Genomic DNA, 17,388 nt, shown 5'->3' on the forward strand with positions numbered 1-17,388 from the left:
TGATCTTATTTTCGTCATGAAGGAGGAGGCATCCGTGGCATTTATTGCGTTAAACTGTCCCAATTGCAACGGAAGAATTGAATACAAGGAGGGGCAGGTTTTAAAGTGCCCATATTGTGAAACAGAGCTTTTGTTGAAGCAAAATCATGTCTACTATGTGGATCAAACCATTAATCATTACCACGGGACGCCTCCTGAGGCAGCGCCGAAGCCGAACGTCTCTGTAAGGCTATTACTGATCATGATGTTGATTTTATCAGGAGCCATCGGCACTTACTTTTACTACAGCACAAGTTCCACGCTTCAAAGAACAGAGGCCAATCTGCCTGTGCGGAAGATGCCTGAGAGCGAGGTTCTGCTCTCTTTTTTACGGGATATCTTTGATAAAGGATCTGCCTTGCCGACAGAAGAGGAGCTCGCTCGCGTGCGCTATCTGACCGTAGATTATCTAGATAGTGATCAATGGCAGTTTACCTATAGCTTCTCCGATCCCTTCAGCGATGAAAAGGCCGAGAAGATCACTTATGTTACTCAGGACAAGAAACTGAATGCACAAAAGATTGATCAGCGGGATTTTGAAGCCTTTACGGGACTTACGGCACTCGATCTGACGGGAACCTACGAAATCTCCCAGACAGATCAAACCACTTTTGCCCATATGTCCGGACTAAAAAGTTATGGTGGTGCTTTTAACGAATCCTTTAGCATGTTTTCAGGTTACTTTGGTGACAAGTCTAAAATTACGCACCTGACTACCCAGCTACGAAGCAATCAGGAATTAGCCTTACTGCTGGAATTCCCTAACCTGAACTCTTTATCGATCACCTATGTCGATGAGTCTATAACGGACTTTCACCTGTTAAACAAATTGCCGCTCAAGTCCCTGTCGTTCACTTATGTCAATGAACTGGGATGGTTGTCGTCCATGACCGGGCTGACATCCTTATCCATCAACTACAGTGAAACAACAGACTTGCAGCCACTGTATGCTTTAACCCAGCTACAGGAGCTTCAGCTTTCCTATTTAACCAACGTAAAATCCATCGATTTTGTGCAAAATATGCCTGCCCTACAGAAGCTGGATATCGAAAATTTAAACTTTTCCAGTTTGGAACCATTGGCTGGAAAAACCTCCATTACCAAACTGCGCCTGGCTTCTTTAAGCAAGCTTAGCTCGGTAAAGGCCATAAACACTCTGGCTTCTCTGCGAGAATTAACGTTGTCCGGTTATTACGAAAATGCAGAAGCACTTACATTGCCTAATGCAGGCAATGTAGAAATCCCCGGCTCCTTCCTCTCCGGGCTGAAGGCACCTGCCGCAACCAACCTGACACTCCGTGGCGGAAGCGGGGAGTTAAATCTGGCTGCCCTAGGGAAATTCCCGAAGCTGGAGCAACTTTCCCTCTGGGAAATCAGTGAAATCACTCAACTCAGCTCCTTGGACAGTTTGCCACGTATGCAGACGCTGAACATTTATGACTCATCACTCTACAAGCAGAGTGATGCATTATTTCGTTTGAAGCAAATTAAATCTCTGGTGTGCTCCGAGTGTAGGCTGAATTTTGAACAAAAAGCAGGTGTGGAGAACAGCGCACTTGAATATTTGACCTTAGAGCAGCCGTATTTTAGCGTAAATAATGACTCTGTCTCTGAGGTTAACCAGATCATGCCATACTTCGCCAAACTGTCCGCTCTGCGTTCTTTCACCCTGCAAGACAGTAATTTGGCTTCGCTTGAATTTATGAGCAATTGGCAGGCCATCGAAGAGCTTCATCTTGAAAACAATGCCATCTCTAATATCGAGACTCTAAGCCGACTACCTAAACTGCAAAAAGTATATCTATCCGGCAATTCGGTGCAGAACAAATCCGTTCTTGGAACGGACGTGAAGGTATATTAGCCAAGTGTGCAGATCAATGGAGATTTCTAAACTCCTGTTATTAATGAACTAAAGAGTGGCGAAAGCCTCTCTTTAGTTTTTCACCTAATACATCTCAACGATTAGTCATTACATGATGATACGAAAAGCCGACTGCACTGAATTTCAGGGCAATCGGCTTTTGATCTAACTTTTAAAATTTCCGTCAAATTCTTTATTAGAGTTCAGTCCACTTTGCATATATGGTACGTGTCAAGGCTCCGCCTCTGACCATTGGCCTGAAATCATAAGGAAAGGTCAAACCTGAATTTTTGTACCATCCTTCGAATACAAACCCTGGCTTTGTTGGAGATTCGGGTACTTTGACTACATTTCCGCTACCGAGAAGCTGAGTCTCTACTGCTGAACCACCATTAGTCTCGAAATTCACCGTATAAATCTCACTCCACATTGCAGTCAACATGAAGTTCTCTGTCACCGGTGTTTGGAAATCGTAAGGTATTTTATCTCTAAGATCCTTAGTCCATGCATATATTATATGTCCTGGGTATACCGGAAGTTCAGCTCCGGCAGGTTCAGCAACCACATCGCCATCCATCACGCTCTTCGGGAGCATTGGACCAGAGTCAATGGCTGAATAGAACCTTATCGTAAACAAAACCTTCCACTGTGCATACAACGTGATGTTCGACGACACAGGTGTAGCAAAATTATAGGCTGTGGTCAAGCCTTCATCGCTGTACCAGCCGCCAAACACATAGCCTTCTCGCACCGGTACGACAGGTTCAGCAACCGTGCCACCTTCGACCACTGTCTTCTGGTCTATTACAGATGCCCCACCCTTAAGATCGAAACTTACTGTGAATAAAGGTGTCCATTTCGCATACAACGTAACATTTATCGTCACCGGCGATGCAAAATTGTAGGCATCCGTTAAACCTTCATTGATATACCAACCACCGAATGCGTAGCCTGTCCGCGTTGGGGATGCAGGTGTCGTGGCTCTAGTATTGAATTCCACCGTCTGGGTATTGACTGTTGACCCGCCTTTACTGTCGAAGCTTACTGTGATCATAGGCGCCCACTTCGCGTACAGCGTAATATGATTCAACACCGGGCTACTAAAGTTGTATCCGTTCGTCAAGTCAGTGTCACTATACCAGCCTTTAAACGTATACCCCTCCCTCGTTGGCGTTGAAGGTGTTTTAGCAGATTCTTTATAATACACGGACTGGCTGTTCACCTTGGTGCCATCGCTCATAAAGCTTACCTCATATTTATTCGTTTGCCACGCCGTGTATAAATCATGATTCCGTGTGATCGGTGTTGTGAAATCAAATGGCTTGCTCCGTGCCTCTTTATCTCTCCAATACAGGAACGTATATCCTTCTCTTGGTTTTGGTTCAAATGACTCTGCCACGCCACCTTCTTTCACCATCTGCTGTTGTAACAGCGCAACACCCGTCTCGTAGAATCGCACTTGATACTCATATTTCTGAGCAATTGTCCATTTCGCATACAATGTGATATTGCCTTTTACAGTTTCGGTTGCGAAGTTATAACCTTTGGTCAAACCTGTATCGCTAAACCAACCTCCGAACACATATCCTGCTCGTGTTGGCGACTTGGGTGCTACGGCTTTATTTCCCCCGTAAACCGTCTGGTCAGGGACTGCTGATCCTTCATTACTGTCGAAGCTAATCGTATAACTGCTCATCCATTTTGCATACAACGTAGTCGGACTCACGACTGGCATCGCAAAATTGTAAGGTTTCGTCAACGTACTGTCGCTGTACCAACCTCCGAATGTATAATCTTGCCGGGTTGGAGGCTCTGGTTCGCTCGCTATAGCGCCATAATCCAACTGCTGATCAGGCACTTCTTCCACTCCGCCATTGCTGTTAAAGCTGACGGTGTATTGGTCGATGTCCCACTTCGCGATATACTCGACATCCTGCGCAGGCATCGTAGCTTGCGGATCAGGCGACCATCCCTTGAATTGATGCCCTTGCCAAGTCGGATTACCCATATGGATAGTAGTCGTTGATCCATAAGGCACTTCGCCCACTACTTTATCAGGCGTGATTTGATCGTTGTAATCTAAAGTCAGCTTATACGTATTGCGCTTGTAGTACACCCTTAGAACCGTTGTGCCGTTGCTGGCAATATTGGCTTCCAGCACAGTACCCGGGAAAGTTGTATCCACTGTAAATCCTTCGTAAGACTTCAGTGATTCTACAGGTAGAACTGCCTTCGTATCCGTTGTACCATAATACGTCTCTGTATCTGCGACCGTATAGGTTGGGTGTCCTATATCTTGCTTCAGATATACCACTTGGTAAGGCATGTCATTCCTGGCTGTCCACTTGGCAGTAAAGCTTGTATTCTCTGTCGGCATTGTACTTGGAACATAAGGGGACCAACCCGCAAACTTATATCCCGGTCTTGTCGGAACCGGAATTCGGCTCACGATATTCGTATAGATTAGGTCGGTTATCTTGGTTTCGGAAGGGCCCTCATAACCTAAATTGAAAGTCACTGTCTGGCTTATCGGCTTGTAATAAATATTAAGAATCGCCGACCCATCCCCCTTAATGATACCTTGCGTTGTTCCTTCCATGTAACCGCGATCTGCATATTTGTTAGAGGTTACGCGAACCAGTTCATTTGTTGTGCCCGTCTTCATTTCCCAATCCGCAAGCACAGAGGTTTTCTTCGAGTTCGAGTCCATCAAATAATGATTAACTCTGTACGGTGTATCCGTGTTCACGATCCAATGGGCATAAAGAGCACCTAAGCCTGCAGGCATCCGACTTGGTATCTCCACTTTCGTACCCCCAACAGAAGATGTATACCATCCATCGAAAGTATATCCAGGAGTTACCGGAACTTTCTTTTTCACAACAATTGGTGCATTAAAGAGGGCCGCGACAGTCTCGGGCGCTTCTCCGTTTTTGGGATCGAATACGATCGTAAGGTCACCATCCTGATTCTTGATCCAGTTCAATGGAATGGTACGTTTGATTGGAGCTGATGTGAAAGATAGTGGAGCTCCCTTCCACGTAATAACCAACATCCCCGTACTCGATGCCTTCCGCCAGTCTTTCACACTAATCTGCTTTTTCTCCGGGGAATAGATGAAACTGCCACTTACTTGAATATCAAAATGATCAATATCATAAATCTCTTGCATATCTGTACCTGTTTTCAAATCAAAACCCTTCATCTTTAAAAATGACTCTGGCAAATCTATAATGCTGGTCCCGCCAGCCCCTCCTCTAAAGATCAAACCAAGCTCATCATTCTGTGGGTAGGCAAAATCTTCAATGCTTTCTTGCATGCCTGCTGTGTATAGCGGCCATGTATTCTCATACAATGGGGCACTGCCTTCAAGCATCCCATCACCCAACTGTGCACCTACTGCGATTTCTAAATAAATACCGATTTCTATAAACAAAGCACCTAACGTTTTGCTGGATTCTACACCGTTCACATTCTTCAACTGATAGTAGAAGTAGCCCCATAGATTCACATATACACCAGGCTCCACAGATAACCCGATGCTATTCCAATCGACGCTACCCAGCCCTGCTTTAACCTCCATATGAATACCGGCCCGGAGGCCCAGTGTCCCCATGACATAAAAGCTAAACTGGTAGTCACCGTCTCCCGGCAAGCTTACCGTATTGCTCGTACCACTGAAACTGAGCACGCGCAAAGTTACCGAGTAACGCTTGGCACTCTTATAATAGAAATCCGCTCCGATCGACAGGTTTACTTGGGCGCTGACCACAAACTCGGCTTCGAATTTGACTTCTACGAGTCCGTAAGCTACTCGTATACTTTTTTCAAACAGGGTCTTCTTGATTAGCGGAACCCATTCTGTCTCTTCCTTCAGCATCTCTTGATACTGTTCCTTCAGCTTCTTCTCATCCATGGAGGTATCTTGTACACCATTCATGATGGCTTTAATCTCGGTTGCAATATTCCGCACCTGACTTAGCTTGCCGGAAGTCTGTGCGTCCAGCCAGTTCTCTAATGCCGCTTCTAACTTATCGACTTCGACAAGCGCCATCTCTGCTGTAATATTGATTCCGGTATAACTATAAGTATCCAGATTCGCCGTGATTACGTAATCATCAATGCTGTACCAGTAAGGAATCCCCCACGCTGTAAGCCAATGCCCCTGCATATCACCATTAATGCCAAGATCCAATCCCATCTCCTGAACGAAGGTACCGGTCATATGAATGACGAGATCACTCTCTTCACTGGTATCGACGACAATATCAGCGCCTACTTGCAAGGTTGCACTCACTCCGGAGCTTCGACCGCTAATGTTCTTCAGCTTTGTGCCGAGTGAAGCAACAACGGTCAGATTCTTCACGCTTACCCGACTACTTTCGCCCGAACCCCGGGAGGACTGAGCCTTAATATTCTGAATCTCCTTGATTCCCTTCGTTTCCATAGCCAGATCGGATAGATAATCTGCCGCTTGATCCACGAATCCACTGGCGATCGCTTGCTGCTCGATCTGCTCTTCAAGCTGCTCGATTTGTTCTTTCGATAACAGATCTTTGCCGTCAATGGCCTGCTTCTGGTAGATATTGAAGACATTCTGGATATCTTCAATCGTGGCATCTTTATACGTGATGATATCCATCTCTGCCGCAGGTGTAATCGACGTGATGCGTCCATAACCGGTAACCTTGGATGTTTCTGCAGCGAATGTGCCTTCATAGAATCCGATAAAGTCACCTACATCTACTGTAGTCAACTCATTCAGGCCAAAAGGCTCATACACGCTATCGCTGTAATTCATCGCGATATGCTCGATCGTGATGGAGTGGTTATCTGATTCCCCATCCGTATCGTCTTTTACGTTAACCGGTAGCACATCCGGCTTAAGCAATACTTCCTTCGCATCCGCACGATCATACGTGTAGGTACTGTCGTCTATTTTTGTGATCCGAACATAGGCGACATCGCCGTCTTCGGCACCGGTCATTTCAACGGTACGCCGATCGGGTTGAACTCCTTCGTAGATGGCAACCGTATCACCGACTCGAATCACTGTACTACCGGTGTACACGAATGTGCCTCTACTCGCATTCGCTTCGGAGAGCAGATCACTGTTACCGCCCACCGTCGTGTTCATGACCGAAATTGAAGGTGAACTGACTTTTGCACCATTAAGTATCATATCCTTGACGTCCGTGAACGCAAGGTAGATCATCGTCGGATTAAGCGGAATATCCATCACTTCTTGCTTGGCAACGCTAAACACATAAATGCTTGTGGATGCGTCTTGGCCCTGGAAGGATAAGTTCTCATCCGTCAACGTCAACTGATACGTGTTGCCTTCCACGAACTTGCCATTTTCAGCAGCGGACGCGACGGTGAAGAGACCGTTCCCTCCCGTGACCTTAACTCCTGCAAAATCAGAATTCGCCGTGTCGACGAATGTCAATCCAGCTTTGACCTCGGCTACTGTCAAACTGCCCGAAGCATCCTTCAGCGTGAGCGTGAAGTTCGGCTTGACATTCAAGACAGAGTAACTCGGCGTGCGCTGTACAGCATTTTCCACACTATCTGTATATTTTGCATACAGTTTGGTGTTCGCAGTTACCATACTTCCCTCTGCAAAGATCGACGAGAGATCACTTTCGGTAAACCACCCTTGGAAGATGTAGCCGTCTTTGATCGGAACAGGAAGATTAGTTAGCTTTTCGTTGCTGCGGACCTTCTGTGCTTTGACTGCCGTACCTCCGTTACTTTCGAAGGTAAGCATGTATGTCGTGTTATCGGTGCCTCCACCGCCATTGTTGCCTCCTGGTATTCCACCGCCATTATTATCCCCAGGCGTTCCGCCACCGTTGTTGCCTCCAGGGCTCGGCGTTGGATTCGGACTTGGCGTCACTGTCGGTGTTGGTGTTGGTGTCGGGGTGACCGTCGATGGATTCTGACTTTTCCACGCCTCCACAACCGCATTGTTCCGCATGAACAGAACCGCCGCTTCCGCGCGAGACGCTTGCACACGCGGGTTAAAATTGCCTTTTTCGTCGCCCGTGAAGACGCCTGCCTGCCACAGCTTCACGACTGCTTCCGCTGCCCAAGGCGAAATTTTAGCGAGATCGCCGGGTTCCGTCGTGATTGGATTGCCCGTCTGATACGGAATCTGTTCGCTTTCAAAATACCGCAACGTCATCGTTGCCATCTGTTCCCGGGATACGGTGGCATCCGGCGAATATTTGCCTCCACCCATACCATCGGTGATACCTTTCTTCACCGCCCATTCGATATAAGGCGCATACCAAGTACCCTTCTGTACATCAGCAAAGCTCGAATTGGTATACGCCCCTGTATCCACGCCGGCCATCCGTCCGAGCGCCGTCACATACATGGCGCGAGTCATCGTTCCTTTTGGCGAGAAGGTGCTGGCAGTCGTGCCACTAAATATCCCCTTCTCCTGCATCTGGATGACTGCATCGTGGAACCAGTCCTTTGGACTTACATCCTGAAAATTAGCAGCTGGGGTGACTGTTGTCTCCCGCATCGGAAGTTCAGCCGCAGCTGCCGAATGCGATGGAAACACAGGCACTGCAGTCACCAGCAGGCTGAAGACCAGCATCCATATCAGAATCTGCGGGCTACGCTTCCACCCCTGTCTTATTACTTTTTTCACTGTCATTCATCTCCTCTATGTATAGATCAGACTAAAAAACGACCAAATAAAATATGAAACGAAACCATCATTAAAAAGAACGTGTTTAAAAAGATCGTCGCTGTCTCATGGAGCTTTCTAACCAAGCTGATCAGCAATGCAGAATGGGAGTGAAAACCAGTGCCCCTTTCGAGAGCACTAGTTGTCTGCGAGTCAGAGCTGCTCGGCATGTGGTGATCAAACGGGGAAAATAACCTCGCACATAGAATGGCGCTGTGCAAACTGCGGCGTTCATCACGTTCGGGATATCAATGTCAGCTCGAACATCCGGGCTGAGGGGCTTCCGGTTGCTTCGAGATCCGGCATCCCTCTAGCTTGACTTGAAACCGCAGGAACGGCTGGTATCCTTGGATAAGGCGTTGAGCGAGTACTTCCAAGCAAGTCAGCATTGCTTCCAGGAAGCTACTAACTCTACAGATAGCAGTCGTTCATCCACCTTTCTTATCCGTCGAATGGTGACACCGACACAGGCGAATCATGTCGTTTTTTCTTCCGTATTTTAGCATGATAGATAGGATCATTTGTGGATTGTAAAGAAAACTTTAAGTTTGATCAGAATCAGCGAAGGGTTGAAGGAATCAGATTTGCGAAGAGTTATAGCGAGGGGATTTCAATCCCCTAATAAGAAGGATGGAGTAGCTTGTAAGAGAGAACATCTAAGATATTAAAAAATAGCGGCGTAGGGATGACTTCCCATACGCCGCTATCAGAATTCTATCTATGTATTCAACATTACAATTACAGATTTGAAGATTCTTTTGTTCAGCTCCTCAGTGTCCATATTCAATCGCATCATTTATTAACACGTTCAAGGCATCCCCGATATTACACAACTTCCTTATATTAAAGAATTAATGAAGCAACCCACGACGGCTGAAAAAACAGTTCATACCTCAGAACAATATTCGCTGCCCCTGGCTTTGGATATGGTTATGGTTATGGTTGGTTTATAGATGAAGATGAGCATCGGAGAAGAGTCTATTATGGCGGCGGTATTGTTGGATTCAAAAATGAAATCATTCGTTATGTCAACGACAGAATTACAATCATCATGTTGAACAATTTACCAACGACCAATGTGGATCAAATTAGAAATGATCTAACAAAAATGGTTTGCCAAGCATCGACATAGCACGAGGACAGACTTAACAACAAAAGAGGGGTCAGTGCCCCTCTCTACGATTTCCAAGTTACTTACCTGCAAAACATGTTTATATCATCCAATGCTGAATCAGCATGTCCTCTAACAAATGAACTCTCATCTTTTAATGCATCATGGATAATTGGCATAATCAACTGTTTATTCACTGCTCCATGTATTCTTGCGATATGGCCAAAACAAAGAATGGCTATTCCTCTTATATTTTCATTTTTATGCTGAGTGTATCGAACCATCAGTTCTTGTACAAACTCTCCATCATCCGCATGAAATGCTAGAGATAACAAGCCATTTACGATTGTGTCAGGGTTATTGGAGTTGATTAGGTTTATAATCTCTTGATTCTTCTCTATGTTGTTGCTGTAACGTTCTACTCTTTCGTGAACTATATCATCTAGTTCCTTTTCACAGGAGTCGATCTCTTGCCATATTTGTTGAGCAGATTCATTACTTGCGGTTCTAAGCTTTTCAAGTGCATGAATTAATCTTTTCTTGGTTTGAACTTCTTTGTCCGTTTGTTTAAAGATTCTTTCTTTATCTCTATACATGATGTAGTGTTCTTTGAAGTTCCCACGAGCCTCAGTAAGTGAATAGTCTTGATTCGGTCCACCCCAAACTTCATCTGCATGCGGATCATCTTGCCCATCATCTTCCCAATTACATAAACAACAAATTTCCCAACCTTGTCTTTCCTCTAGTGTGGGATAGCCACAACAAGGACAATTAAATCTGTTCATATAGTTACTCCTTTCATCTCATACCTACACAATTATGCCTGGCAGTAACATTAAAAAACGTATCAAATGTTCCATTCAAATGTATTGAATCTTCCTAAAGTTCAAAAAGTAGATACTACTCAATTTTTAATATGAATCGCTCATCACCATAATTACCCATATAAAATAGAGCCCTTCCGTCATATTGAAAGGGCTCTGATATCGTAACATTTAGTTTAGTCTTTTCTCACTAACATGGTTACACTCTCGACATTTGCGTGTGGACACTCTAGGGGTTCATAAACGTCCAAAAAATTAACATATTATGTATAAAATCCACCCTACTGACACAGGAAGCCGACCACTAACTAAATTTGATCATCTTCAGCCTTCTGCACCGCTCAAAACTTCATTATACAAAATAGTCTGCATTTCCTAAGAGTATTGTAACTCCCTTATAGCTCAACATTGGCCGGGTAGATCTACACTTGCCCTTCAACAGTTTACTTCCTATTAGCAGGTCTCCATTTGAAACCACAGTTCATACAGCCGTTAACAATTTCACTTCTCCCAGCAAACCCGACTAATATACTAACAGGTAAGGAAAAACTAATGGATATCCAACAAATAATACCAATGATCAGTAGTATGCCTTCAAAACCTCCACCGCTACCAACTCTCACATACCTCGTAAGAAGATAAGTCCCAATAAAACCGACTAACACTAGTATGAGAGGAAATAACCCCATCCATCCCAGTGTTTTAAACATGTTTGCAAAGCTGTATCCCCTTTTATTGGCTACAATTTGTTGTGACTTGCACTTACGACAAATAACTGCATTTACGCTCTTTGTACTGCTTGCTTGGGGACTAGTCGTCCTAGATTGACCGCTAACAGCCCTATTAGTTTGTACGGTTCTATTATCACGTTGCACTTCGTTTGATTCCCTCCTAATTGAATGTTTGTAGGCATGTAGAACTATTCGACAAAACCTTCCAAAACCCTTTATCTTTCGAGCATACCTTTTTAAATCCATAGAACGGCCATAGTACAGTAATGAGTTGGTGACGATGAACATTTAAAGAGAATTTATAATACATCCAATCCTGGGAACATTCTACGATCAGTGATACGCACTTAAATGGACAAAATACTACTATCTAAAACCAATAAAACTCTACTCAGAACAGAGATTGAAAGCCTACTAGAAACAAAAAAACGGCATCTCTGCCGTTTGTGTTTAAAGTGTTGATGCAGACAGCGGCGGCGGCTTCTCTGTTCGCGGCGGTTTTCATACGATGAAAAGACACCTGCACAGTATTCCTGTTGATGCGGCTCATTACTAGCAATATTAGATGTGATTTTACCTGAAAGCCTTTAACATTAAAAATAATTGATTATTAAAATGTACTTCATTCGTATATATTTTTGTAAATAAACCAATGCACTTGTCTATGATTTCCCCAGTGAACTTTTGGGACATGATGGCTTTATTCGAATAGATCCTTACTGTCTTCCAGTCATGAATTATTTGGTCTAATAACGGGTCAAGCGTATGTTTTGCATTGATATGATCAATGTTGTACTTATAGAGAGTATTTAACCTGTATTTCTCAGAACATTTTCTATAAATCGTACTGCTAAGTGTTTCTATAATCGTTTCATTTTTTATAATGAGCTCGTAATTTTCTGCCAACAACAGTATATTATTCAAACTTTCCGTTATTTCATTTTGATACCTGCACATATTTTCTACGAATGTATTGATGGTTGTGTGTGCTGAATTCTTATTGTTTAAGATCTCATGATTACCGGGAGGCACTAGCGCATATTCCCAAAAGTAGTCTGGCATCTTTACGTGTTCCGAAGTCATGCATGAACATTTAAATTCTGAAAATGGCAGAGAATATTGTCTGTATTCTGTAATATCATCAACCGTATATATTTCCTCGTTCGTAAGATTGAAGCCATAAACAAAAACAGGGTGCAGTCCATGTTTTTTGTTATAGTAAAAGTCTCTCCCGCGTTGATAAAACAAATCAATAAATATGGAAATCGGATGACCACTTGAAATAGAGTTTATGATCTCATCTTGTAACGTATCTAGTGCAGGGGATTTTTTACGAATAGAGATCCCCATTTCCTCAAGGATCTGATCTCCCTCTTCAAGATCCAACACCTCTAACTTGAAATATCCTCTTGTTTGTATTTTTTGTTCATCAAATCTATAAATACTAATAACATTATTCAAAATCGGCAACTCATCTTTTTTGAAATATCTGGCAAGTGTTAATAACAAATTGTAGCCGCAATTAAAATAAGGAAAATTATGATGAGGAAACATTTTTGTCATGCCGTCGAAGGGCTGAAAGGTGTCCAGGGAAATAATTTCTTCCATAAAATATTTCTCCTATACTAAAATTATTGTTGATATTACGGCTATATTACCTCTTAACAAGGTTCATCATACGGTATTGCCGCGTTCCAGCCTTCATCTCTTCATATTTCTTCGAGCCGGGCAATGCGATGAATTCATGGATATCTCCAATATTCGTGCTCGCTTTGGCGTTGCTCGCAATCCCTTGTGTGCCAGTACGCTGCTTCGCACTCTCATCACATGATAGAAGAACATTCGAAGTCACATCCTGATTGCGGATTACAGACAGGCCTGCTTCCTCTAACAGCCTGATGTTCTGTGCTACCTGATCTCCCAGCATCAGCTCCGTATACAGAAATACGCCGCCAACTCTCATTATCCGGTACACCTCTTCATAGAATCGTGATCGGTTCGGATAGGCATGTGCGGATTCTATATTTAACACCACATCGAAGCTCTCGTCTGCAAACGGTATATTCTCCGCATCGCCGACGAGATAAAAAGATTCCCCACCTCGGGATTTATCATTGCAATAGGCAATATTCGCCGGGCAGATGTCGAGACCGACAATAGACAGCGGCTTGAAATATTTAGACAGAGCTGCTATGTTCCCTCCCCTGCCGCATCCGATGTCGATCACCTGCCGCTCCCGAATCGCCGTCCTGCCCACTGTCTCAAGCAGCAGCTTGACTGAGTTTCTATTCCATGCATCGCCCGGCTCGATCACCGCATGTTGCTCATTCCCGTGCGGGACGTAACCATAATTTAAGAAGGTGGCGAATCGACCTATACCGGACAGCGCAAGGGAGTCCGAAATCTCGCTATAATCCCGAATTTCAGCCTCTTTCCGGTTCCATTCGGAAGGGTGAACAAACTGCTCACGCCGGTCGAGCATTGATACATAACGGTCATCTTTCGTATAAACCGCATCGCAGCCGCAGCATTGCAGCAATGCCTCCGACTGGACCAGCACGCCCTTGCAGCTGGAGCATACCAACCTTGCATTCAGATGCTGTAGCATGACTATCACCCAGCCGACGTATGCATTTGATTCAACGCGTACACATTATAATAATTTGGGATATTCAAATCTTCGTAGTAATCGATCACGGCATAGAAGCCGTTGGTTTGGAAGATGTTCTCGAGCCTGCTGATCTGCTCTCCGTCCAGTCCATGTACCTCCATTACAATTTGCCTGATTTTGCCCCAATCTTCCGGCTCTATGCCTTCCAGCACCTCGAACTCACTTTTTTCCACGTCGATTTTGAGCAGATCAATTTGGTTCAGATCGTAAAAGCGGATCATTTCGGAGATCGTAGTTAGCTTGCAACGATAGATTTGTTCATTCAGAAGCTTCGGCGACATAAGATGGTCGACAAAGCGGTTTAGCATTCGCGGGTCAGCGAAATTATCTTCGTAATGGTTGATTAACCCGTATCGGAGATCTTGATCGTGGTTCTCCCTGTATTTGATCTGGACAGAGTCCGTGGACATCGTAGGAAAATAGGCAAACTCCGCTTCCTTGATCTCATTGGAAAGCCCGACGTTAACCGTCGTTACGCGAGGCAGCGAGCTCGTATTCATCTTCAAGAGTTTAAACGTCGGAGGCAGTGGCTCAAAGGCATATACCCTGCAGTCGCTCTTGCTGCTGACATATAGGCTGAACATGCCGATATTAGCCCCGACGTCCATGACCGTGCCATGATCCGGAAGCGTAATACCGTGCTTGAAATACATCTCCTTTTGGAAAATCTCGTTGTAGAGAAACTCGGTCTCGCCTTCGTTGTTTTGATAGATTTCAATCCCGTTGTGCAGCCGTTTCTTTGTAATGGCCTCTGTCTGCAATGGATGACGCTCATGCTCCGTCTTGCTCATTCAATTCACCTTCTCAATAATTTGTTTATAGGGCATTTCTCTAACTGCTGGCGCTTTCATAGCGTTTGACGGCCAGCTTCCAGAACAGCCTGACCACTAGAAGCGATATAACGGGAGCTACAAAAATCCATATCCCAAGGAACAAGTCCAATCGATCGATCAAATAAACTGACGGCATGTTGGTGATGAACAAGATCGGCACAACATACAGTCCTATTCTCCGCAGCCATTTGGGGTATATGTACATCGGCATATTGTTTAAATCCCAACATTTGTCGAGTATTTCGAAGATCGAACCGGATTTCACCGTCCAGAAGGCAAGGATTTGCGGAAGTAGAAGTACCGAATAGGTCACGATTGTGCTACTCAAGATCACGCCGATATATCCGGCCACGTGGATCAAGCTTGGCTCGATGTCAAGACGCCGCCAGGCCAGTACGATCATCGTGATACCGGCGATCAGGTTCGGGATCGGAAACGCGAAGTTAACATGCCGGAACGAAATCATGAACTGCAGTGATAGCGGCTTCGTCATATATAAGTCCAGCGTCCCGTTGCGGATATGGCCGGCGAATCTATAAAAGTTATCCATAAACAGCCCTGTATAGATTGCGATCATAATCGTATAGGTCCCCGTGAAGATCAACATCTGGTCAGGAGAAATACCATTGATTTCGATCCCGAGCTGGAAAACGAACAAGATATAGATCAGCTTGGAAAACAGAAATACGGTCTCCATGATCAAACCGGAGTAGAAATTCGCTTTGTATTCCATGTAACCGACCAAGCTGTTCTTAGCGAAAATAAAGAACATACGTATATGCTTCCGAATCTCCGTCAAGCTGATACTCACAGATCTAACCTCCAACGGCTACATATTTCCTCATCCCGGAATCCCAAGACAACTTGGAAATCACCATAAGCACAATTACCCAGACCGCCTGTAAGAGGAGTCCGCGCACGATTTCATGAATCGCCATGCTCCCATTGATGATGTTAACCGGGAAGAATACGACATATTGAAACGGTAAATAGCTGGAGATTCTGGCAAACGTATCTCCGAAAATATTAAGCGGAAAGATGGCACCACTGAGCAGATAGACGCCTTGGTTGAACGCGATATAAACGCCCCAAACCTCGGTAATGATGAACGCGAGAGCACTAATCGAATAAAAAAGCAGGAAGTTGATGAGCAGTCCGAACAGAATGCTGACCAGAAACATAAATATCTGCACCCCTCTAACCTGAAACCCCCAAATCTGAGTAAAAACGATCATCAGTATGACAAATAAGACAAGGACGACCCCGGTCTGAACCGTTTTCCCACCGAAAAAATTGCATATCCGATAGCTGAAATAATGAATGGGCTGAGCGATAAATTTGCTCAGTCCACCCGTCTTGATATCATTCGCGATTTCCCCTTCGAAGCCGGCAGAAACCAGCTTGGAGACGACGCCGGACAACACGGAATAAATGATTATCTGTGAATAAGTATAGCCGTTAATAATCTCTTGCGGCGAACTGCGAAACACGGCCGTCCAGAGGAAGCATTGGACGAGAATGATGAAGCCGCCGCTGATGATACTCATAAAGAAATCGGTCCGATACTCCATCGCATTCTGAAGCGCAAGGATGTACGTCCTTTTATACTTCTGCAAGGCTTTCATGTCTGACCCCATCTTTCTGATACAAGCTTTCGATGCCTCGCTCGACAGGTATATCTTCAACTGTGAAATCGAGGATCGGGAACCGGTCCAACATCATCTTGGAAAGCCGCTGGAGGTCATGCTTATCGATCTCCATGACGGCATTCATGCCGTCATGTTGCATAATAGCGCCATAGTCACTTAGCGCTTGCCTCGGCACTTCGTCCGTAAATTGCAGCTTGATGATCTTTTTTGCATGAAACAGCTCGTTCACACGCCGAAGATCGCCATCGTATACGATCTTCCCTTGATTGATGATGATCGTTCGTTTGCATAAATCCTCAATATCTGCCATATAGTGGCTTGTCAGAATGACCGTTGCTTTCGTCTGCTGGTTATAATACTTCAGGAACTCCCGAATGCGCTTCTGCGAAATCAGATCGAGTCCGATTGTAGGCTCATCCAGGAAAATCACCTTAGGCCGGTGGATGAGCGACGCAATTAGCTCCATCTTCATCCGTTCCCCCAGCGAAAGCCTACGCACCTGAATATTGAGCAGATCTTTAACGTCAAGCATCTCCGTAAGCTCATCCAGAACAAGGTTGTAGGGCTTATCCTCAACCTCATAAATGCATTTGTTCAGGTACAACGATTCGTTGGCCGGTAAATCCCACCACAACTGCGATTTCTGCCCCATTACGATCGAGAACTGCATCTTGAATTCTTTTTTCCGCTCCCAAGGGACATAGCCTAATACCGTCGCTTGCCCGCTTGTCGGATACAAGATGCCGGACAGCATCTTAAGCGTAGTTGTTTTGCCGGAACCGTTCGGGCCTAAGAACCCGACCATCTCGCCTTGCTCGATTACAAGTGATATTTCGCTAACCGCTTCTCTGATCAGTGATTTCCGCTTCACTAAATTTTTCAGCGATTTTTTGAACCCCAATTCTTTTTCGTAGTAATTGAAGCTTTTGGATAAGCGTTCCACTTGGATAATGCTCACTGGTTCAC

At 44.8% G+C, this 17,388-nt stretch carries 10 protein-coding genes; 2 read left to right on the top strand and 8 right to left on the bottom strand.

Features of this window, described 5'->3' with window-relative positions:
• The first annotated feature begins 130 nt into the window (after positions 1-130).
• Positions 131-1,900, top strand: a complete 1,770-nt coding sequence (locus tag ACR8BL_RS12560) for a leucine-rich repeat domain-containing protein (RefSeq protein ID WP_434752917.1) — start codon at positions 131-133, stop codon at positions 1,898-1,900.
• 196 nt (positions 1,901-2,096) lie between these two features.
• Here ACR8BL_RS12560 and ACR8BL_RS12565 read toward each other — a convergent pair whose 3' ends face one another.
• On the bottom strand, positions 2,097-8,564 hold the full coding sequence (locus ACR8BL_RS12565; protein ID WP_434752918.1) for an InlB B-repeat-containing protein: 6,468 nt from the start codon (positions 8,562-8,564) through the stop codon (positions 2,097-2,099).
• A 181-nt stretch (positions 8,565-8,745) separates the two neighbouring features.
• Here ACR8BL_RS12565 and ACR8BL_RS12570 point away from each other — a divergent pair, with 181 nt between their 5' ends.
• Positions 8,746-8,922, top strand: coding sequence for a zinc ribbon domain-containing protein (locus tag ACR8BL_RS12570; protein WP_434752919.1), 177 nt, complete (start codon positions 8,746-8,748; stop codon positions 8,920-8,922).
• Between the two features lie 875 nt (positions 8,923-9,797).
• On the opposite strand, the gene ACR8BL_RS12575 is transcribed toward ACR8BL_RS12570, so the two are convergent.
• The 7 genes from ACR8BL_RS12575 to ACR8BL_RS12605 all read right to left on the bottom strand — a co-directional run bounded on the left by ACR8BL_RS12575 (position 9,798) and on the right by ACR8BL_RS12605 (position 17,380).
• Positions 9,798-10,499 carry a CPCC family cysteine-rich protein gene (locus ACR8BL_RS12575; protein ID WP_434752920.1) on the bottom strand — a complete coding sequence of 234 codons (702 nt, stop codon included), beginning with the start codon at positions 10,497-10,499 and terminating at the stop codon, positions 9,798-9,800.
• A gap of 1,343 nt (positions 10,500-11,842) precedes the next feature.
• Complete coding sequence (locus ACR8BL_RS12580; RefSeq protein ID WP_434752921.1) at positions 11,843-12,877, bottom strand: hypothetical protein; 1,035 nt, start codon at positions 12,875-12,877, stop codon at positions 11,843-11,845.
• Positions 12,878-12,923: 46 nt separating this feature from the next.
• Positions 12,924-13,877 (bottom strand): class I SAM-dependent methyltransferase, encoded by a 954-nt coding sequence (locus ACR8BL_RS12585; protein ID WP_434752922.1) that lies wholly within the window; start codon positions 13,875-13,877, stop codon positions 12,924-12,926.
• 5 nt (positions 13,878-13,882) lie between these two features.
• Complete coding sequence (locus tag ACR8BL_RS12590) at positions 13,883-14,731, bottom strand: FkbM family methyltransferase (RefSeq protein ID WP_434752923.1); 849 nt, start codon at positions 14,729-14,731, stop codon at positions 13,883-13,885.
• Between the two features lie 40 nt (positions 14,732-14,771).
• The gene (locus ACR8BL_RS12595) at positions 14,772-15,584 is read right to left on the bottom strand and encodes an ABC transporter permease (protein ID WP_434752924.1); all 813 of its coding nucleotides are present in this window, start codon (positions 15,582-15,584) and stop codon (positions 14,772-14,774) included.
• Positions 15,585-15,588: 4 nt separating this feature from the next.
• Positions 15,589-16,398, bottom strand: a complete 810-nt coding sequence (locus tag ACR8BL_RS12600; RefSeq protein WP_434752925.1) for an ABC transporter permease — start codon at positions 16,396-16,398, stop codon at positions 15,589-15,591.
• Positions 16,376-17,380, bottom strand: a complete 1,005-nt coding sequence (locus ACR8BL_RS12605) for an ABC transporter ATP-binding protein (RefSeq protein WP_434752926.1) — start codon at positions 17,378-17,380, stop codon at positions 16,376-16,378. Before ACR8BL_RS12605 ends, ACR8BL_RS12600 begins: the two co-directional genes overlap by 23 nt.
• Between the last annotated feature and the right edge of the window lie 8 nt (positions 17,381-17,388).

It is taken from the genome of Paenibacillus amylolyticus, from assembly GCF_051136285.1.
Taxonomy (GTDB): domain Bacteria; phylum Bacillota; class Bacilli; order Paenibacillales; family Paenibacillaceae; genus Paenibacillus; species Paenibacillus amylolyticus_F.